Genomic DNA, 19,339 nt, shown 5'->3' with positions numbered 1-19,339 from the left:
TTGTCGAATACTTGTATAGAGTGAATTGTAGGAGGGTACACGGGTGATTACTGCAGAAATAAAACCATTACCTGTTTCGCCAAGAAAAGAAGACAAAGATCATTTATATAGAGAATTAGAAATTCAAATGCAGCGGCTTGGCCATCTTGTCCCATTTCGGGAAGAATTAAACTGGGAAAATGACATAACAACGATCGATATTGGAAAAAGCGAGACTTTAAATCGGCTTAAGAAAACCGCTGCGAAAAATGACGGAGTATTTCTTTTTTACGCTAAACTTTTTAAAGGAACCGTTTATCAACATATTATCATGCATCCGAATGATAGTGGCTTTTATTTACCTTTTCGCTTTGAGGAACCATTCTTTATTACCGTCAAAAATAAGAAAATTTGGATCGGCTCTTCCATTCGTCTACAAGAAGAATTAACATGGCTTGAAGAGACAATGAAGAATCTTGAAGACGATGAAGTTGTTGACTATTGGAAGACATGGCGGTCATTATGTGAAATTAGCATTGAAAATATGAGTCCGATTTTAATAAAAGGTTAATTGCATATCAAGCTCCATTTTGAGTAAAACTACTGTGGAAACTAAAGCAAAATGGAGGGGTAGCGATGCCAAAACCAGATGACAGAAGCAACAATGTAGAACGACTTCAACAAATGGTTGAAAATACGAAAGAGAATATCGAAGCGGCGAACGAATCGTTAGAAAATACAATGTCCGCTGAGCAACAAGAGCAAATTCGCGAAAAAAACAAGCGGCGCGAAGAAAGCATCCAATCGTTTCAGAACGAAATTGAAGATGAAAAAGCATATCGACAATCACATGAATAAGACCGGACAATTGTCCGGTCTTATTCATGTAGTTACAGGTCGTTATATGGTAAAATAAGTACGGAAAGAGCAGGTGAATAAAGTATTATGTTACGAAATCAAACAGAAATTGACGTTCGATATGCTGAAACCGATCAAATGGGTGTCGTGTACCATGCGAATTATTTAATATGGTTCGAAATAGGAAGGACAAAATTAATTGAGGAATTAGGATTTAATTATGCGGAATTGGAGAAAGAAGAAATTCTTTCGCCTGTAACAGACGTTCAGGTGAAATATCGAAAGCCGCTGACTTATGGGCAGAAGGCAGTCATCCAAACGTGGATTGAAGACTATAATGGATTAAAAGTAACATACGGCTACGAAATTAGAAATGAACGCAATGAAATTTGTGTGACGGGTATGACATCCCATGTATGTGTGCGAAAAGAAACATTTCGTGCGATTTCTATAAAGAAAAACTTGCCAGCATGGCATGATGCTTATGAAAAAAACAAAAAACCGAAAAACTAAAGATATACTTTTTAAGGCAGATAGAAGTAAGGAATATAAGGGGATAAAAACGTGAAACAAAAAATTGCAAAAATCATTCTTTCCGTGTTGCCGCAAAATAAAATATCCTCATTTGTTGGAACGGTAGGGCGTTCCAGGTTAAGTAAATGGTATGTCAAACCATATGCCAAACATTACAATATTAACTTAAAAGAAATCGAAAAACCTATCGAAGAATATAAGCATTTGACTGAATTTTTTTCTCGAAGATTAAAATACGATGCCAGGCCGATCGATGAGCATCCGTTATCGATTGTTTCTCCTGTAGACGGAGTCGTTTCGCAAGTAGGGAAAATTAGACACGGAACGATCATCCAGGCGAAAGGCATTGATTATTCGGTGAGCAGTCTTCTTGGTGAATCTCCAGGTGAAACAGGATTTGAAGACGGATATTATATGACCATCTATTTAAGCCCGAAAGATTATCACCGCATTCATATGCCGCTAGAAGGTAAAGTGACAAGAAGCACATATATACCTGGACGCCTGTTTCCTGTTAATGAAATAGGCGTCACTCAAGTCAAAGGATTATTTACGAAAAATGAAAGAGTGATCACACACATCCAGACTGAAGCGGGCGAAATGGCGATGGTGAAAGTCGGTGCGTTCATTGTAGGCAGCGTTCAAGTTGCCTATAAAGAAAGTTTTAAAAGAAAAAAACGAACCGTCCATAAAAATACAATGCACACAAAGCCCTATTTTAAGAAAGGTTCCGAAATCGGACATTTCGAATTCGGTTCAACGGTGATTCTTTTGTTTCAAAAAGAACGGGTAATGATTAACCAAACGATTCAACCGGGAGCTGCCGTTAAAATGGGTGAAAAGATAGGTGAAATCATAAAAAGCTCACGCTAAGTGAGCTTTTTATCATTCAGGTATGTGATCATCCCATTTTTTTATAAGGAACTTTCAAAAGAATCACCATGCCGATCATGACGAGCAGAAGAAGCGAACCGAGAGCAGCACGACTGGCGATAGCGCCATAGTCAGCTAAAACAAGGGTAATTGTGCCATATAGTAATGGGCCGATGACGGCGGATATTTTTCCAGAAAAGGCAAATAGGCCAAAGATTTGTCCTCGTTTTTTTTCCGGTGTCAGTTCAATGATCATCGTCCTTGTCGTCACCCACATGGCACCTAACGAAATGCCGTAAAGAGCCCCCGATATCCAGAAAAAAGAGGCGCTTGTCGAAAAAACGGCGATAGATAGCGCGACAACGAGCAGCCATGAGACAAAAAATACGGCGCGTTTCGTTCCCGCCATCTTCGTGATGTAGCCAAATATAAATGAACCGACAATACTAAAGAGAGTTGCAACAAGATAAAGGGATATAAACGACTTATTCGAAAAGCCAAAGACCGTTTTTGTATATGGCGCCATCATTGCGATCGTTGTAGCAATGGCATCATTAAAAAAGAAATAGGCAAACATAAACAACAGTATTCCTTTAAGCTTTTTTGCCTCTTTAAAGGTATGATAAATTTCTTTATAACCTTTTAACATTCCGATTTTCCCAGTTTGCGATTGAGCGGGTTTCTCTTTGTAAAAAACCATAATCGGTAAAGAAAAAATAAGAAATAAAAGGCCGCTTAATAAAAAAGCTAAACCGTAGTTTTTTCCAGCAATCGGATAAACGGTAAGACCGAGAATCGTACCTAAATAACCGACGGCGACTCCAAATCCGGATAACAGTGGGAGCTCTTCGTTTGTGCCGATATCCGACATCATCGGATCGTAAAAAATAAGGCTAGATTGATAAAAAAATTTAGCGATGGAAAAAAAGATGATGACCAACACAATAGATAATGGCAACTGAAAGGCAGTGCCTGAGAATGTAAAACTAGCGAACACTCCCATGAAAATGGTGCAAATAATGGAAATTAAAGCGAAAGGGACGAGGTATTTCTTTTTTCGCCCGGTTTGATCCATCCAAACACCGAATAAAGGCGATAAGAGGACGAGAAAAATGGCGACGATTGCATTTGTATAACTAATTAGCGTGCTTGCGATTTGTTCCATCTGTTTCGTCGTTCCAACAACGTCCGATAAATAAAATGGAAAAAAGATTGTTGTAATATTGGATGAAAAAATCGTATTTGCAAAATCATATAACGCCCATGATAGGACAGGGATAGAAAAATAAAGAGAAAAATGTGTTGGTTTTTTAGGCGATAAATTAAGCTTCGTCTCACTCATTTTTTCACGTCCTTTCCTTTAATTTATATTATTTATCTTTTATTCTGTTTTTTCCTCCTTTTTTGCTAAAAAAGTCCAGACGAGAAGTGCTAAAATGATAAGCGCAAAAACAATATCGGCTAAAATAAAGTACGTTTGATAAGTTGACCATAATATTTTACTGTCGCCTGCTTTTTCTTTTGCTTTTGCCATCCAACGTTTCACTTCGGAATGCTCTGGATAATGTGCGTGAAGCTGTTGGAATTTAGTGAGTGCATCTTTATAATAACCGCCCCAATATAGTTGCAAACCGTCCCTATATAAATCATCCGTTTTCGTTTGTTTATTTTTCGCGCCTGCTTGAAGAATAAATTCTTTCACAGTATTGATTGGGACGGCAAAGTTAAATCCTTGAACTTCCTGGCCGTTTACGGTATCCCCGCGAAAAGTTAAAATTCCAATGACCGTTCCATTCTCGCTAATAACTGGTCCACCGCTGTTTCCATGAGTCGATGGGGCGCTAATTTGAATAACTGGATTTCCTTCATTGGATTTTTTATCGGTGGCACTAATTTTTCCGTCAGTGATAGAAACAACCTTATCAGAATCCTCTGATAGCAAGTCAGAATCAGCGGCAGCCGGATAACCAAAGACCCAGACATTATCTTGAAGGCTAATCTGGTTAGAATCACCGATTTTTAACGTTGGGAAATGATGACCTGCGATTTTAAGGACTGCCACATCTTTTCCTTCACCAACCGGCGCTCCGTAACTTTTAATTTGTCCGTCTTTTTTCTCGCCGTCTGGCAAAATGACTTTTAATTCTCTTTTTACATCTGAATATAGCGTATATTGAAGCATATAGCTTTCAACGATTTTCGGGTCAATTTGAAAATCATTGGACATCTGTTTGACGAGAAGATCGAATGCTTTCTGGACAATTTCAGTTTCATCCATTTTATTCGTTTCGACAACGTGGGCATTTGTTATGATGTGACCGTCTTCACTAATCATAAACCCTGAGCCCGAGCCTCCGACAACGGTTTCGTTGTTCATTTTATTTAAATAATCAGCAACTTCGTAATCGGCTGGATTCGTAAATTGCCATTTGACAACTGCATAATTGACGATTTTGACAACAGCGGGTTTTGCGTATTCGGCTACTTTTTGAGCGGGGCTTATATGCGAAGTATCGGGCTTTATATTGATTAAATAAACAGAGAAGCAAATAGCGCACGATAGCAAAATGCAAATCGGAATTGTAATAAACGCTCTTTTTTTCAACATCGTCACCTCATTTGTTATATTCAAGGGAATAAGAAGTGATATAGTATATTCTTTTTTTTACGGGTGACCATAAGTATTAAAGAATCTATAACAAATGGGCTTATTTTTATGAAAAGTGGTCTAAAATGAGGGCATGTTCACAGTGAATGAGGTTGCAAATTTGAAACTGAAATGATAAGGTTATGTTCGGAATAATTAATTGAAATGACGAGATTAACTCAGTTTTTTTGAAAGTAAAGGAGTAATAACAAATTGACAACATTTAATGAATTAGGTTTAAGTAAGGAATTGTTAAAGTCCATTAATAATATGGGTTTTGAGGAAGCAACTCCGATCCAACGGGATACAATTCCTACCGCGTTAAAAGGAATTGATTTAATTGGACAAGCGCAAACAGGTACGGGGAAGACTGCCGCTTTCGGCATTCCATTAATTGAAAAAATTAATGTCGCTGATCGGAAAATTCAAGGAATCGTGCTTGCCCCGACTCGCGAATTAGCCGTCCAGGTTGGCGAAGAGTTAAACAAAATCGGCCAATTTAAAGGAATTAGAACCCTTCCGATTTATGGGGGACAGTCGATTGTAAGGCAAATTAAAGCATTAAAAAATAATCCTCACATTATTGTTGGGACGCCGGGACGCGTCATTGACCATATCAACCGAAAAACATTAAAGTTAGAAGATGTTCATACTGTTGTTCTTGATGAAGCGGATGAAATGTTAAACATGGGCTTTATCGAAGACATTGAAACGATTTTAGAAAATGTTCCGACTGAAAGACATACAATGCTTTTCTCTGCAACCATGCCGAAACAAATTCAAAAGCTTGCTGAGCGTTTTATGAAAGATGTGCTGATCATTAAAGTTAAAGCAAGTGAAATGACTGTAAGAAGTATCGAACAAGAATATGTAGAAGTGAAAGAAAAGCAAAAGTTTGATGTACTTACTCGATTGCTTGACATTCATTCACCTGAACTTGCGATTGTATTTGGAAGAACAAAGCGTCGTGTTGATGAACTGACAGAAGCTTTAAATAAAAGAGGTTACTCAGCAGAAGGAATACATGGCGATCTCCCACAATCAAAACGCGATATGGTACTTCGCGCGTTTAAAAACAACACGATTGAAGTGCTTGTTGCGACTGACGTTGCCGCACGTGGGCTAGATATTAGCGGTGTTTCACATGTGTATAACTTTGATATTCCGCAAGATCCGGAAAGTTATGTACACCGCATCGGACGTACGGGACGCGCCGGTAAAACAGGGTATGCGATCACGTTTATAACCCCAAGAGAGATTGACCATCTATACACGATCGAGCGTATTACGAAACGAAAACTCGTTCGACGTCCTGTCCCATCACTTGCCGAGGCTGCAGAAGGACAACAAAGAATCGCCATTGAAAAGCTAATGAGCATGATCGATTCTGAACAAAGCCAACAATATAAGCAGCTTGCCATTGAATTATTGGAGGATAATGATTCAGTAACGTTATTATCCGCCGCTTTAAAGCTCATTACAAAAGAGCCGGATACAACGCCTGTTGAATTGACAGGGGAACCACCGCTCGCTGTTAAAAAGGCGAAAAATCGCAATGAAAACCGTTTTGGCGACCGCAGGCGGCATGGCAGAGACGGCCGGGATAAACGAAGAAACCCGCGAAATGACCGTATGAAACGATCAAGCGGTAGAGATAAATCGTACCGCGCTCCAAAAAGAGTCCGGGAAGAAAATCGAGCCTATTAATGATTGATCGATTAACCACTTTTTGTTATGATTGAAAAAAAGAATAAAAATTGTTTTTTGGAGGAGCCTGTCACTAACGGGCTCCTTTTGTATTTTTTAGGAGTCTTGTGGGAGGCAAGGCTCCTAATTTAATTAAAGGAGGAAAACGAGATGAATCAAACGATAGTCGCCATCATTATTTTTTTATTGACGTATGCCATTATAATTACGGAAAAATTAAACCGGGCAGCCATAAGCATCTTCGGAGCGGCAATCATGGTTATATTGGGAATCGTTGATGTTCATAAGGCATTTACAACGTACATTGAATGGAATACGATTACACTGCTTATAGGCATGATGATTCTTGTCGGAATCACAAATAAGACGGGAGTATTCCAATATGCCGCAGTAAAGGCTGCTAAACTTGCAAAAGGAAATCCGGTTCGAATATTGCTATTTCTTTCATTGTTGACGGCAGTGGCCTCCGCTTTTTTAGACAATGTAACGACCGTCTTGCTCGTTGTTCCGGTCACGCTATCGATCACCAAACTGTTACATCTTAACCCTGTCCCATTTTTAATTTCGGAAATTATCGCTTCAAATGTTGGCGGAACCGCAACCTTAATTGGTGATCCGCCAAACATCATGATCGGATCAGCAAACAAACATTTAACGTTTAATGCATTTCTCATTCAACTTGGCCCAATTATTGTCATTATTTTAGCAGTGACATTATTTATGCTGTATTTAATTTATCGTAAACAACTGAAGGTGAATGAAAAAGATGTTGCCAAATTAATGGAGCTGAATGAAAAAAACTATATCGAGAATCCGATATTAATGAAGAAGTCGTTAGTTGTTCTTTGTTTAACAATTGTAGGATTTATGCTTCATTCAGTCGTTCATTTGGAAGCTTCCGTTATTAGTATCACGGGGGCAACTTTGCTCATGCTTATTGGCTTAAAAGAAAAAGATATTGAGGAAGCATTTGAGTCGGTAGAGTGGGTGACGATTTTCTTTTTTGCCGGATTGTTTACACTCGTCGGCGGTCTTCAAGAGGTTGGAATGATCAAGTTGCTCGCACAAAAAGTATTAGATGTAACCAACGGAAATATAACAACTGCTTCAATCTTCATTTTATGGGGATCTGGCGTTGCATCTGCAACGATCGATAATATTCCATTTGTTGCAACCATGATTCCGTTGATCAAAGATATGGCGCACAATTTAGGTCTTGCTGTAAACTCGCCAGAAATCAATAGCCTCTGGTGGTCGCTAGCGTTAGGTGCCTGCCTGGGCGGGAATGGAACGATCATTGGGGCATCGGCGAACGTAGTCGTCGCTAATATGGCTGCCCGCGATGGAAGAGGGTTCAGCTATTTTGAATTTCTTAAAATTGGGGCACCGTTAACTATCCTTTCTTTAATCATTGCCCATATTTATATCTACTTTCGATATCTCATTCATTTTTAACAGGAATCGGCAAATGGCCGGTTCCTTGTTTAAACCGAACAAATCTAGATGAACACACATAAATATGGTAAAGTAAAAAGATAGAATACAAGTAGATGGGGATAGTTATGCGGAAGACATCATTCAATGAAGAGAAAAAAATTCAAGCTTTAGCAGAATCACTTGCAGCGATTTATGTAAAAATCGCAGAAACAGAAGATGAAGAAAGTGCTTTAGAAGTGTTGCAATTATATGAAAAAGTGAAACAGATGCAACTTACGATCGCTTTTTGCGGCCATTTTTCAGCTGGAAAATCAAGCATGATCAATGCGATTGTGCAAAACAATATTTTGCCTTCAAGCCCAATTCCGACAAGTGCCAATCTTGTACGGCTCCAAGAAGGCAGTGGCGGGGCAGACATTCGTGTGAGGGATAGAGGCACGATTCACCTTCCTCCGCCAATTGACATGGGGCAAATTAAAGAGCTTTGCAAAAATGGGCTTGATGTACAAGAAGTTACTATTCATTTGGAGAAAAACATTTTGCCTGATAAGATTGCGATTTTTGATACACCGGGCATTGATTCAACAGATGATGCCCACCGTGTGGCAACAGAGTCTGCCCTTCATTTAGGCGATGTTGTTTTTTATGTCATGGATTATAACCATGTTCTTTCACAACTGAATTTTACATTTGTAAGGCTTTTGAAAGAACAAGGGAAGAAGCTGTATTTAATCGTTAACCAGATCGATAAGCACAACGAAAAAGAACTTGACTTTAAAGAATTTCAAACTAAAGTCGAGGCTGGTTTTAAAAGCTGGGGGATTGAGCCGGAAAAGATCTTTTACACGTCCGTCCTTAAACCCGACCACCCATATAGCCAGTTGAAAGATATTCGAACGTTAATCGAAAAGTTTTATTTAGAGAAGGATCAAACGCTTATACAAAGCACGATCAATGAAACGAAAAGGCTCATTCAAAAACATGTCCAAACGCTCACTTCTCATTTTGAAGATAATTTTAATGAACAGTTTCAGTTAATTGAAGAGGAACGGGAAAATAGCGAGGACACGAGAAATGAGTACGAAAGATTGCTTCATGACAAGGAAACGCATGAAAAACGCGTAGAAGAAGAATGGGCTGACTATAAAAACGAGGCGAAAAAAATTGTAGAGAACGCCATTTTAATGCCGTTCCATACGAGAGACCTGGCGAGAAACTATATTGAAAGCAGACAAAACGGATTTAAAATAGGTTTCCTTTTTTCTTCCAAAAAGACGGAAGAAGAAAGGGACAAACGGCTAGAAGCGTTATTTAAAAGTGTGAAAGAAAATATCGAAACGCAAATAGAGTGGCATTTAAATGACTATTTAACTGCGTTTTGCAAAACGTACGACCATCCTCCTTTTAAGGAGGTAACCATTCCTTTGACAAAAGACGATCTAGCTAAATTAATTAAACCGGGTGCCTCATTAAATGGAGAGTACGTCCTTCAATATGGTAATGATGTCGCAAATGAGATTAAAAGGCTGGCGTTTAAAGAGCTCCAATCGATTCTCGCTGAAATCGAAAATTCTATTCGAGCAAAAGGTGAGACAAAGCTTGCGGAAGTTGAACAAGAACTTGTTCAATTGGCTCAAAAAATAGAAGCCTACGAAACATATGAAAGCGTTAAAGAACAGCTGGAAGAAACGGAGGAGGAATTAAACCGTTTATTGACGGCGGAACACATTCCGGAGGCAATGATTGAGGAAACGGAAGCGGCAAGAGCCCGGCATAATCGTTCCTTAGATGCGCGCGAAATCGAAAACTTGATGAATCCGATTATAGAAACAGAGTTAACAGAGGGAACACACAATCAGCAAGAAAGACAATCGTCGCGGTTCACAAAAGGCGAATTAGCTTCAACCGCGGCAAGGCTAAAACAAGTATCGGACATCATCAGAAGCGTAAGCGGTCTGGAAAATTCCGCAGCCGATATGGAACGATTTGCTGAAAGGATAGAGAGCCGAGAATTTACAGTATCGTTATTTGGCGCATTTTCTGCAGGGAAATCATCTTTTGCAAACGCACTTTTGGGTGATGATTTGCTTCCTGTTTCTCCAAATCCAACGACGGCAACGATCAATCAAATCAAACCGGCAACAAATGAAATACCGCATGGAACCGTTTTTGTCGTTCTGAAAAGCGAAGATAGCCTGCTTTCAGAAATTAACCAATCTCTTTCACATTTTGGAATACAGGCTGAAAACATGAAGGATGCCGTGAAGATGGCAGGTAGCTTATCTCAATTGGACGGCAATGAAAAGACAAAACCGCACATCCAATTTTTAAGGGCGGTTAATAGCGGCTTTCAGAAAATAGAGAATCAACTTGGGAAACAACTAAAAGTATCGATCGAACAATTTAAAGAATTTGTCGCAACGGAAGAGAAAGCATGTTTTGCAGATCATATTACAATTTATATTGATTCCCCGCTGACAAATTTAGGAGTGACACTTGTTGATACGCCTGGAGCGGATTCAATAAATGCCCGCCATACAAATGTCGCATTCGAATATATTAAAAACTCAGATGTCATTCTTTATGTAACCTATTATAACCACGCTTTCTCAAGCGCTGACCGCGAATTTTTAATTCAGCTCGGAAGGGTCAAAGATGCATTTGAACTCGATAAAATGTTCTTTTTAATTAATGCGGCGGATCTGGCGAGCGATGAGGAAGAATTAAATGACGTTGTTCTGCATGTTCAACAAAATTTACAACAGTTCGGCATTCGAAACCCCCGGTTATTTCCTGTTTCGAGCAGATATGCTATTCTCGGACAAAAAGATCGTTCACAATTAACGGACGACGAGAAAAGACGATTGCAAGAGTGGGCAGGAAGCGCGGAACAAGAACAAGTTTTAATCCAATCGGGCTTTACGCCGTTCTATAACAGGTTTACAACATTTATCCAGGACGATTTGTCAAATATGCTAGTATCGAAGGCAAAGCGGCAAGTTGAACAAGTTAAAACTATTCTCGATCATTTTATCGGACAGGCGGCTTTAGATAAAGAAAGTCGAGAAGCAAAAGCACTGCACTTAGATCAACAGTTGAATAAAGGATTTGAAATTACGAAACAGCTTGATCAAGCTGAATACAATCAGCGGCTTGAAAAAGAAATAAAGGAATTGTTATTTTATGTAAAACAAAGAGTGTTCCTCAGGTTTAATGAGTTTTTTAATGAATCGTTTAATCCTGCAGTGCTAACAGGCACGGTAAAGGAGCAAAAGATGGCATTGCCTTCCTGCCTAAAGGAATTGCATGAAAGATTAGAATTTGATTTGTTGCAGGAATCAAGGGCCACCATGTTAAGGGTTGAAAATTATATTAGCAAGCTCTTGAAGGAAATTTTGCAAGAGCTTAAAAACGAATTTGTAAAAAATGAATTGCCGGAATCAATCTTTACAGAAATAGATGTAACCATTCAGACACCGGAATTATCGCTCAATCTTGAGCATTTAGAGGCTTCAAAAAGTGCAGCTCTTTTTAAATTCTTTAAAAATGCGCGACAATTTTTTGAAGAAAATGGGAAGAGCAAAATGATGGAGTCGGCAAAAGATATGTTTGATGAACCTTGTCAACGTTTTATCCTAAAGTCGACAGAGGAGTTTAACCGCTATTACGGAAGTTGCTTTCAAACGGAATGTGAAACGCAATTGGGGGAAATCAATGAGCGGCTATCTGCTTATATTAAAGGCTTGCTTCTTGCGTTAAACGATCCAACAGCTTTAGAACAATTACGGGAATGCCAGAGGAAAATAGAGTCGATTGAATAATAAAAAACCACCGCGGAAGCGGTGGTCTTTTATTTACGATATTTCTTTTGATAAGTCAGCGGGCACTAATTTAAGTTTTTCATGAACTTTATTTAATTTGTCGTTGAATGATTTGAATAGTTTATCAGCTTCAGCCCCTTTTTTCTCATCATTAAGAGAGGCGGCGCGAGCTTCATAAGATTTTTTCAAATCTTCCAGTGCTGCTTTAATATTGTCCTGATCGTCTTTTGGCAATGTCGCAGGAACCGTAATGTTAGGAATTTCAGATACGGCTTTTTCTAAAGAAGCTTTCGCATCAGTTTTCGCTTTCTCAAGATCTTTTTTAGGCGTTTTCTTTTCCGGATCTTGAGCCGCTATGTAAGCATTGTAAGGGGCATGCCATGTTCTAAGTTTATTCGACAAATCCCCTTCAAAGTTTAGAACCTCTGTTTTTTCTTTTACAGCATTGTCAGTTTTCGCCACTTTCTTCGGTTCATTATCGTTCTTTTCGGCAGTATCTTTATTGCTGCAGCCGACGATGCTAAATGCTAATAGCAAGCTGGCAGCAATACCAAATAGCTTTTTCATTTGTTGACCCTCCTATATTTATATTTTTCGGAAGAATTTCCCGAACCTTTCTAAGTTTAATATCTTTTTCCCATTTTGTAAACAATTAAGTTCTTTTGAATTGTGGGAAATATGAAAAAGCAGCCCGGAAAAGGGCTGCCTACGATTCAAGAGAGCGTATAAAAGTTTCAAGTTTGTCCATCCCTTTTTCCAATAGCGGCATCGAAGCTGCATAAGAGATGCGAATATATCCTTCTCCGTATTCGGAAAATGCGCTCCCGGGCACCACAGCGATACGATGTTCCTCAAGCAACTTTGTGGCAAAGTTAAGCGAGCTAAGGCCAAAACGAGAAATATTCGGGAAAATATAAAATGCCCCGTCCGGCTTTGTTGTTGGGAGACCCATTTCCTGTAGCCGGCTAAACGTATAAGTTAATCGTTTTTTATATTCTTCTCTCATTGGCAAAGCATCATCCATCCCGTTTGTCAGCGCTTCGATTGCTGCGACTTGCGAAATGGTAGAGGCGCAAGAAACATTATATTGATGAACTTTAATGAGATGTTTACATAAATAAGACGGTGCGAAAATAAAGCCGATTCGCCATCCCGTCATCGCATGAGATTTAGAAAGTCCATTAATGACGACCGTTTTCTCTTTCATTCCCGGAAATGAAGCGATCGACGTATGTTTTTCATCATATGTCAGTTCGCTGTAGATTTCATCTGCGATAATAAAAAGATCTTTATCACTCAAATAATCCGCCATTTCCTGTAAATCCGACTTGCTTAACGTACAGCCCGTAGGATTGGAAGGGTAAGGAAGAAGGATACAACGCGTTTTTTCCGTAACATGTTCCTCCATTAATTTTTTGGTTAATTTAAAACCGTGTTCCCTTGTGTCGACAAATACAGGAGTTGCTTTGCACATTGTAATGACGGGTGCATATCCAGGATAAACTGGAGCGGGAAGAATGACTTCATCTCCTTCCCGCAAAATCGTTCTTAACGTAACATCAATCGCTTCGCTCGCGCCGCTTGTGACGATCACTTCATCTTCAGGGTTATAAGATAGCTGATATTTTTCTTTTAAAAAATGACAAGCCGCTTCTCTTAATTCAAAATACCCTGCATTGTGAGAATAAACGGTTTTATTGGCATCAATCCCTTTTTTCGCGGCGGATTTAATATGATCCGGTGTAGGAAAATCAGGCAGCCCGAGCGTTAATGAAATGGCATCTTCATATTGGCTAACCGTATTGAAAAACGTACGGATGCCGGAAAGCTGAATGTTTCGAACAGATGGATTTAACAAATGCTCCATAATTATAAGTCCTTTCTCTTCCTTATGATAATGTTCATAGTTTAGCTTTACATCGACTTTTTCGTCAATTATTTGAATGGATTGCATTAAATTAATCATACTAAAAAAGATGTCATATTTGTACGGAGGATTTTATGAACGCCAAAAATAAGTTAGATTTGCTTGCGATTGCTTCTATTCCTCTAGTGATGACTCTTGGCAACTCGATGCTTATCCCGGTATTGCCGGTGATTGAAAAGGAATTGAAGATTTCACCGCTTCAAGTGTCTATTATTATTACCGTCTATTCCGTTGTAGCGATTCTCTTAATTCCGGTTGCGGGTTATCTTTCTGATCGGTTCGGAAGGAAAAAAGTCATTCTTCCGGGTTTATTGATTGCCGGTGTGGGGGGATTGGTCTCAGGCTGGGCGGCAATAGCTCTATCTAAGCCATACTGGTTTATTTTAGTTGGCCGGCTTTTGCAGGGAGTCGGTTCATCCGGAGCATTTCCGGTTGTGCTTCCGCTCGTTGGTGATCTTTTTCAATCTGAGAAAGAAGTAAGTTCAAGTTTAGGAATTATTGAAACGGCCAATACGTTTGGGAAAGTGCTTAGTCCGATCGTCGGCGCGTTTTTAGCCGCCTTCGCCTGGTATTTGCCTTTTTGGTTTATTCCTGTGTTTTGTCTCGTTTCCTTAATTCTTGTCGCATGTTTCGTTAAATCACCAGAGAAAAAAGAAGAAGTGATGTCGTTTCAGCGGTTTTTGAAAAATTTAAAAGGGACATTTAAATCGAATGGCAGGTGGCTATTTGCGATTTTTATTGTTGGTGGAATTATTATGTTCGTTTTATTTGGGGTTCTCTTTTATTTATCAACAATTCTTGAAGATCAGTATTTTATTAAAGGGATAAAAAAAGGGTTCGTTTTAGCGGTTCCTTTACTGGCGTTGTCGATTTGTTCGTATATTGCAGGTAAAAAAATAGGGGAGAGCAAGAAGGTAATGAAATGGACGACATTTTTCGGAATTTTGCTTCTTGTCGTCTCCACGTTAAGCATTCCGTTTATTGGAGGGCTATATTTCCTTCTCGGCGCATTGTTTGTCAGCGGAATTGGGATCGGGGTGGCTCTCCCTTGCCTTGACGCTTTAATTACGGAAGGCATTGATAAAGAAGAAAGAGGCACGATTACCTCTCTTTACAGTTCCATGCGTTTTGTCGGAGTGGCGTTAGGTCCGCCTATTTATGCCATTATTATGAAATCGGATGATGCGTTTATTTTTTATACGACAGCATGTTTTGGAGTGATTGGAGCGCTTTTTGTTCTATTTGCGATAAAACCTGAAAAATCTGACCAGGGAGAAGGAAATTCGAGAAAAGAACGACTTCAGCCTATCATTCGATAAAAAAAGCGGCTATTTGTAAAAGTAGCCGCTTTTCATATTGAAAATGATTGTATGTCACCGATTCCGAACAATCATATTTCGCCTAAGACAATATGGCTATAAACTTTTTGTTAAACCGTAGTTGGCTCCCACCATTTATGGCCGTCTTTTTGAAGCAATTCATCCGCTTCTTTTGGCCCCATGGAACCAGCCGGGTAAGGATAAACAGCTGACCCTTTTTCATTTTTCCAGGCGCTTGAAATGCCATCGATAAACTCCCATGCTAATGCGACTTCATCCCAGCGCGTAAAATAAGTGGAGTTGCCCAGCAAACAATCGTTTAACAGTTTTTCGTAAGCTTCAGGACTATTGATCTCGTTTTCGCTCGTATTGGAATATTTCATTGCAATCGGCAGGAGGGTGGGAACTTCGTTTCCGCCTTTTGCATTTAATGTTAAGCTTAACCCTTCATCAGGTTGAATATGAATTTTTAATAGGTTCGGCTGGTAGTTGCCGACATTTTCGTGATAAAGCGCCATCGGGCCGTTTTTAAATTGAATGACGATTTCCGTTGATTTACATTTCATTCGTTTTCCGGTTCGGATATAGAACGGAACCCCTGCCCATCTAAAGTTATCAATATACAATTTAGCTGCGACAAACGTTTCCGTCGTAGACGAAGGATCGACATTGTCTTCTTCTAAGTAGCCGGGGACTTGTTTTCCATTGACTGTACCTTCCGTATATTGGCCGCGAATGAAATGCGTTTTAACCTCATCGCCTTTATAAAAACGAAGGGAGCGCAATACTTTCACCTTTTCATCACGGATATGTTTTGTATTTAATTCACCCGGCGGTTCCATCGCTACCATCATGACCATTTGCAACATATGATTTTGAACCATATCAAGAAGGGCGCCCGATTTTTCATAGTAAGCGGCGCGTTCCTCGACACCAAGCGTTTCACTGGACGTAATTTGGACAGAAGAAATGTATTTATTGTTCCATATTGATTCGAATATTGCATTACCGAAGCGAATCACCTGGATATTTTGAATCATCTCTTTTCCTAAATAATGGTCAATCCGGAAAATGCTATCTTCAGGAAAGCTTTTTTGTATTTCTTCATTTAATGATTTTGCGGACTCCAGGTCATGGCCGAACGGTTTTTCAATTACGAGACGATGCCAACCATTTGTATCTGTGATGCCTGAAGATTTCAGCATCGTTGGAATCGTTTGGAAAAACTCTGGCGCCATCGCTAAATAATACATTCGGTTGCCATTTAAATGATAGTTTTCGTCTAATTCATCTGCAAGCTGTTTAAGCTCCTCATAGCTTTTTGCACTTGTTACATCCATGGAAAGAAAATAAAAATGGCTGACGAATGATTCGAATTTTTTTTCATCAATCTTGTTTACAAAAGAGAAAATCGCGTCTTTGACTCGGGAACGGAATTCATCGTGGTCCATTTTTCTTCTTCCTACTCCAATGACGCCGAAGTTATCATTCAACTTTCCCTTTTGATACAATTGAAACAGCGCCGGATATAATTTTCGATGGGAAAGGTCGCCTGTCGCTCCAAAAAGAATCATGCATGCTCTCGGTATTTCATGGTTCATCTGTTATTCCTCACTTTTTCTAGACTCACATTTACTTTTCAGTCTTCCCGAACATGAATCCATTTATCGGGATACACTACATCCGACAAAAATTGTACCATATCTTGCGCCACATGATAGAATGAGAACAAAAATATAAATTTTCAAAAAAAGGGGCGAGGTTCATTTGAAAAATGTTGTTTCTAAAGAGTGGCTGATCGAACATCTAAATGAAAACGAATTGATCATCTGTGATTGCCGTTTTGATTTATCCGACCCTGCTAAAGGACGTAATGAATTTGAAGCAGGACATATCACCGGAGCGATTTATGTGGATCTTGAGCAAGATCTTTCCGGAAAAAAACACGCCCACGGGGGAAGACATCCATTGCCAGACATGGATGAATTTATTAAAAAGCTTGGCGAGTGGGGAATTGATGAGACAAAAACGGTCGTCATGTACGATGACAATAACGGCTCGAATGCCGCCCGCTTTTGGTGGATGCTGAAATATGTCGGGCACGAAAAAGCATACGTTCTCCAGGGCGGGTTTACGGAGTGGGAGAAAAGTGGTTTTCCAATTTCAAAAGAACGAACAAGAAATGAAAAAACAGTTTTTACCGCAAAAATCAATCATGACATGATCGCTTCTATGGAAGATGTTAAGCGACTGATGGATAAAAAGAGTAACAGGCGGGTGATCGTTGATTCAAGAGATGAAAAGCGGTATAGAGGGGAAGTTGAACCGATTGATAAACTGGCAGGCCATATCCCGGCGGCCGTCAACGTCCCCTGGGTATCCAATTTCGAGAAGGAAAATCACTGGAAATCAAGCGAAGAACTCTCCCGCCTTCATTCATCATTGAAAGACAAGGAGGAAGTCATTGTCTATTGTGGTTCCGGTGTTACAGCGTGCAGCAATGTCCTTGGCATGGATGAAGCAGGGATTCAAGCTAAACTATACGTTGGAAGCTGGAGCGATTGGATATCCTACCCCGAGAACAAGATCGAAAAAGGAAAAAACGATTAATTGATGATTTGTCCAAAAAAGAACAAAGAGAAAGGAAATGACGATGGAAATAGCTGATTTACATACGCATACAACCGCCTCTGATGGCATGAATTCACCGGGTGAAAACGTGAAAATGGCCGTGGAAAAAGGCTTAAAAGCAATTGCCATCACCGACCACGATACGGCATCCGGGATTGAGGAGGCTCTCGCTGAAGCAAAAAAGCATCCCGGGTTCGAATGTGTACCCGGCATTGAAATTAGCACATTGTACAATGGCCAGGACATTCATGTTCTAGGGTATTATATTAATCATTTAGATCAATCATTTTTATCGAAATTGGACCAATTGCGGAATGTCCGAAACGAGCGAAATCATATGATCATTGAAAAACTAAATAAGCTTGGCATTCCGATTACATTGGATGAAGTAGCGGAAAAACGTAAAGCAAAGGAAGGAAACATCGGCCGGCCGCATATTGCGGAGGTGTTAATGGAAAAAGGAATTGTTTCTTCATTAAAAGAAGCATTTGACGTTTATTTAGGCAAAGGAAAATTAGCTTATGCCACACCGAAGCGGATTTCTCCTGAGGAAGCAGTAAAGATGATCATAAAGGCCGGAGGGGTCCCGGTTCTTGCCCATCCCGGATTATATGATGAAGATGAATTAATCCCCCAATTAGTAAACGTGGGACTTCAAGGCCTGGAAGTTTATCACTCAGACCATTCCGATGAACAGGAAGAACACTATAAAAAACTGGCGGACAACTATCGGTTGCTCCCTACAGCGGGCAGCGATTTTCACGGAATCCGAAACGGGGTTGTTTTTCATGGGGACATTGGCAATCGGACCATTTCATTTGAAGCAGTATTAAAATTAAAGGAACTCGCCAAATCTCCTTAAAAGGACTTGTCAACTTATTCTCTTCCGATTAAAATGAATGGATGTCGAATCGGACTTATAGGTAGAGAGGAAGAGGAAGAGTTGACGTGGGATGTTTTAAACATAATTGGCACTATTGCTTTTGCGGTCAGTGGAGCGCTCGTAGCGATGGAAGAGGATTATGATATACTTGGCGTTTTAACTTTAGGGCTTGTAACGGCGTTTGGCGGAGGTATCGTCCGTAATATATTGATCGGTGTGCCCGTTACGACCATCTGGGATCAGGGATTATTGTTGAAAACAGCAGTAATCGCGATGGCTGTTATTTTTTTAATGCCGAAGGGGCTCATTCATCATTCGAAGCGATGGCTCAATTTTTTTGATGCAATCGGGCTTTCAGCGTTTGCTATTCAAGGAGCGATTTTTGCATCGAATATGCATCTTCCTTTAAGCGCCACAATTTTTGCTGCCATGATGACTGGAATCGGCGGAGGCATTATTCGCGACGTCCTTGCCAAACGGAAGCCGCTCGTGCTCCGTGATGAAATATATGCGTTATGGGCAATGGTGGCAGGAGTAGCTATCGGGCTCAAAGTAGCTGATACCGCACCAGAGCTTTATGTGCTATTTGGACTTATCGTCATTTTGCGGATGGTTTCAGTAAAATTCCAGTGGAAATTGCCCCGGCGTACCCTTTGAAAAAATGCCACCTTTAAAGGCGGCATTTTTTCTTTTCAAGAAGGAATATGATTTCCTTAAATTGAA

16 protein-coding genes are annotated in these 19,339 nt (G+C 39.8%); 11 read left to right on the top strand and 5 right to left on the bottom strand.

What is annotated here, in order from left to right; translation table 11 throughout:
- The first annotated feature begins 43 nt into the window (after window positions 1-43).
- The 4 genes from H538_RS0111575 (at window position 44) to asd (ending at window position 2,244) form a co-directional block, all read left to right on the top strand.
- Window positions 44-550 (top strand): hypothetical protein, encoded by a 507-nt coding sequence (locus H538_RS0111575; RefSeq protein WP_026677745.1) that lies wholly within the window; start codon window positions 44-46, stop codon window positions 548-550.
- Window positions 551-615: 65 nt separating this feature from the next.
- Window positions 616-837 carry a small acid-soluble spore protein Tlp gene (gene tlp, locus H538_RS0111570; RefSeq protein ID WP_026677744.1) on the top strand — a complete coding sequence of 74 codons (222 nt, stop codon included), beginning with the start codon at window positions 616-618 and terminating at the stop codon, window positions 835-837.
- 87 nt (window positions 838-924) lie between these two features.
- Entirely contained in the window at window positions 925-1,350 is a 426-nt protein-coding gene (locus tag H538_RS0111565) for an acyl-CoA thioesterase (protein WP_026677743.1), read from the top strand.
- Window positions 1,351-1,401: 51 nt separating this feature from the next.
- The gene (gene asd, locus H538_RS0111560; RefSeq protein ID WP_026677742.1) at window positions 1,402-2,244 is read left to right on the top strand and encodes an archaetidylserine decarboxylase; all 843 of its coding nucleotides are present in this window, start codon (window positions 1,402-1,404) and stop codon (window positions 2,242-2,244) included.
- 28 nt (window positions 2,245-2,272) lie between these two features.
- On the opposite strand, the gene H538_RS0111555 is transcribed toward asd, so the two are convergent.
- Both H538_RS0111555 and H538_RS23690 read right to left on the bottom strand, forming a co-directional pair.
- On the bottom strand, window positions 2,273-3,586 hold the full coding sequence (locus H538_RS0111555) for an MFS transporter (protein WP_026677741.1): 1,314 nt from the start codon (window positions 3,584-3,586) through the stop codon (window positions 2,273-2,275).
- Window positions 3,587-3,625: 39 nt separating this feature from the next.
- Window positions 3,626-4,852 carry a trypsin-like peptidase domain-containing protein gene (locus H538_RS23690; protein ID WP_051291447.1) on the bottom strand — a complete coding sequence of 409 codons (1,227 nt, stop codon included), beginning with the start codon at window positions 4,850-4,852 and terminating at the stop codon, window positions 3,626-3,628.
- Window positions 4,853-5,104: 252 nt separating this feature from the next.
- Here H538_RS23690 and cshA point away from each other — a divergent pair, with 252 nt between their 5' ends.
- From cshA to H538_RS0111535, 3 genes are all read left to right on the top strand, one after another.
- Entirely contained in the window at window positions 5,105-6,598 is a 1,494-nt protein-coding gene (cshA, locus tag H538_RS0111545; protein WP_026677740.1) for a degradosome RNA helicase CshA, read from the top strand.
- Between the two features lie 150 nt (window positions 6,599-6,748).
- Window positions 6,749-8,053: an ArsB/NhaD family transporter gene (locus tag H538_RS0111540; protein ID WP_026677739.1), complete on the top strand. Its 1,305-nt coding sequence runs from the start codon at window positions 6,749-6,751 to the stop codon at window positions 8,051-8,053.
- A gap of 107 nt (window positions 8,054-8,160) precedes the next feature.
- A complete protein-coding gene (locus H538_RS0111535) occupies window positions 8,161-11,856 on the top strand; it encodes a dynamin family protein (protein WP_051291446.1) in 3,696 nt (1,231 codons plus the stop codon).
- Between the two features lie 33 nt (window positions 11,857-11,889).
- Here the strand turns inward: H538_RS0111535 and H538_RS0111530 are convergent, their stop codons facing one another.
- Both H538_RS0111530 and H538_RS0111525 read right to left on the bottom strand, forming a co-directional pair.
- On the bottom strand, window positions 11,890-12,423 hold the full coding sequence (locus H538_RS0111530; RefSeq protein ID WP_026677737.1) for a hypothetical protein: 534 nt from the start codon (window positions 12,421-12,423) through the stop codon (window positions 11,890-11,892).
- A gap of 139 nt (window positions 12,424-12,562) precedes the next feature.
- A complete protein-coding gene (locus H538_RS0111525) occupies window positions 12,563-13,723 on the bottom strand; it encodes an aminotransferase A (protein WP_026677736.1) in 1,161 nt (386 codons plus the stop codon).
- 134 nt (window positions 13,724-13,857) lie between these two features.
- Here H538_RS0111525 and bcbE point away from each other — a divergent pair, with 134 nt between their 5' ends.
- Window positions 13,858-15,102: a bacillibactin exporter BcbE gene (bcbE, locus tag H538_RS0111520; RefSeq protein ID WP_026677735.1), complete on the top strand. Its 1,245-nt coding sequence runs from the start codon at window positions 13,858-13,860 to the stop codon at window positions 15,100-15,102.
- 110 nt (window positions 15,103-15,212) lie between these two features.
- On the opposite strand, the gene zwf is transcribed toward bcbE, so the two are convergent.
- Entirely contained in the window at window positions 15,213-16,703 is a 1,491-nt protein-coding gene (zwf, locus tag H538_RS0111515; protein ID WP_026677734.1) for a glucose-6-phosphate dehydrogenase, read from the bottom strand.
- Window positions 16,704-16,869: 166 nt separating this feature from the next.
- Between zwf and H538_RS0111510 the strand changes: the two genes are divergently transcribed.
- The 3 genes from H538_RS0111510 (at window position 16,870) to H538_RS0111500 (ending at window position 19,273) form a co-directional block, all read left to right on the top strand.
- The gene (locus tag H538_RS0111510; protein WP_026677733.1) at window positions 16,870-17,712 is read left to right on the top strand and encodes a sulfurtransferase; all 843 of its coding nucleotides are present in this window, start codon (window positions 16,870-16,872) and stop codon (window positions 17,710-17,712) included.
- 37 nt (window positions 17,713-17,749) lie between these two features.
- Window positions 17,750-18,595: a PHP domain-containing protein gene (locus H538_RS0111505; protein WP_035350647.1), complete on the top strand. Its 846-nt coding sequence runs from the start codon at window positions 17,750-17,752 to the stop codon at window positions 18,593-18,595.
- Between the two features lie 81 nt (window positions 18,596-18,676).
- The gene (locus H538_RS0111500; RefSeq protein WP_026677731.1) at window positions 18,677-19,273 is read left to right on the top strand and encodes a trimeric intracellular cation channel family protein; all 597 of its coding nucleotides are present in this window, start codon (window positions 18,677-18,679) and stop codon (window positions 19,271-19,273) included.
- Window positions 19,274-19,339 lie beyond the last annotated feature (66 nt).

The sequence above is a fragment of the Fictibacillus gelatini DSM 15865 genome (assembly GCF_000430745.1).
GTDB classification, from domain to species: Bacteria; Bacillota; Bacilli; order Bacillales; family Fictibacillaceae; genus Fictibacillus_A; species Fictibacillus_A gelatini.
This window is presented reverse-complemented; position numbering and strand designations above follow the sequence as displayed.

Coding starts and splice junctions, on each gene's coding strand:
- zwf (WP_026677734.1), bottom strand. CDS start 16,703: ATGAACCATGAAATACCGAGAGCATGCATGATTCTTTTTGGAGCGACA.
- H538_RS23690 (WP_051291447.1), bottom strand. CDS start 4,852: ATGTTGAAAAAAAGAGCGTTTATTACAATTCCGATTTGCATTTTGCTA.
- H538_RS0111540 (WP_026677739.1), top strand. CDS start 6,749: ATGAATCAAACGATAGTCGCCATCATTATTTTTTTATTGACGTATGCC.
- H538_RS0111565 (WP_026677743.1), top strand. CDS start 925: ATGTTACGAAATCAAACAGAAATTGACGTTCGATATGCTGAAACCGAT.
- H538_RS0111530 (WP_026677737.1), bottom strand. CDS start 12,423: ATGAAAAAGCTATTTGGTATTGCTGCCAGCTTGCTATTAGCATTTAGC.
- tlp (WP_026677744.1), top strand. CDS start 616: ATGCCAAAACCAGATGACAGAAGCAACAATGTAGAACGACTTCAACAA.
- H538_RS0111505 (WP_035350647.1), top strand. CDS start 17,750: ATGACGATGGAAATAGCTGATTTACATACGCATACAACCGCCTCTGAT.
- H538_RS0111525 (WP_026677736.1), bottom strand. CDS start 13,723: ATGGAGCATTTGTTAAATCCATCTGTTCGAAACATTCAGCTTTCCGGC.
- bcbE (WP_026677735.1), top strand. CDS start 13,858: ATGAACGCCAAAAATAAGTTAGATTTGCTTGCGATTGCTTCTATTCCT.
- H538_RS0111555 (WP_026677741.1), bottom strand. CDS start 3,586: ATGAGTGAGACGAAGCTTAATTTATCGCCTAAAAAACCAACACATTTT.
- H538_RS0111535 (WP_051291446.1), top strand. CDS start 8,161: ATGCGGAAGACATCATTCAATGAAGAGAAAAAAATTCAAGCTTTAGCA.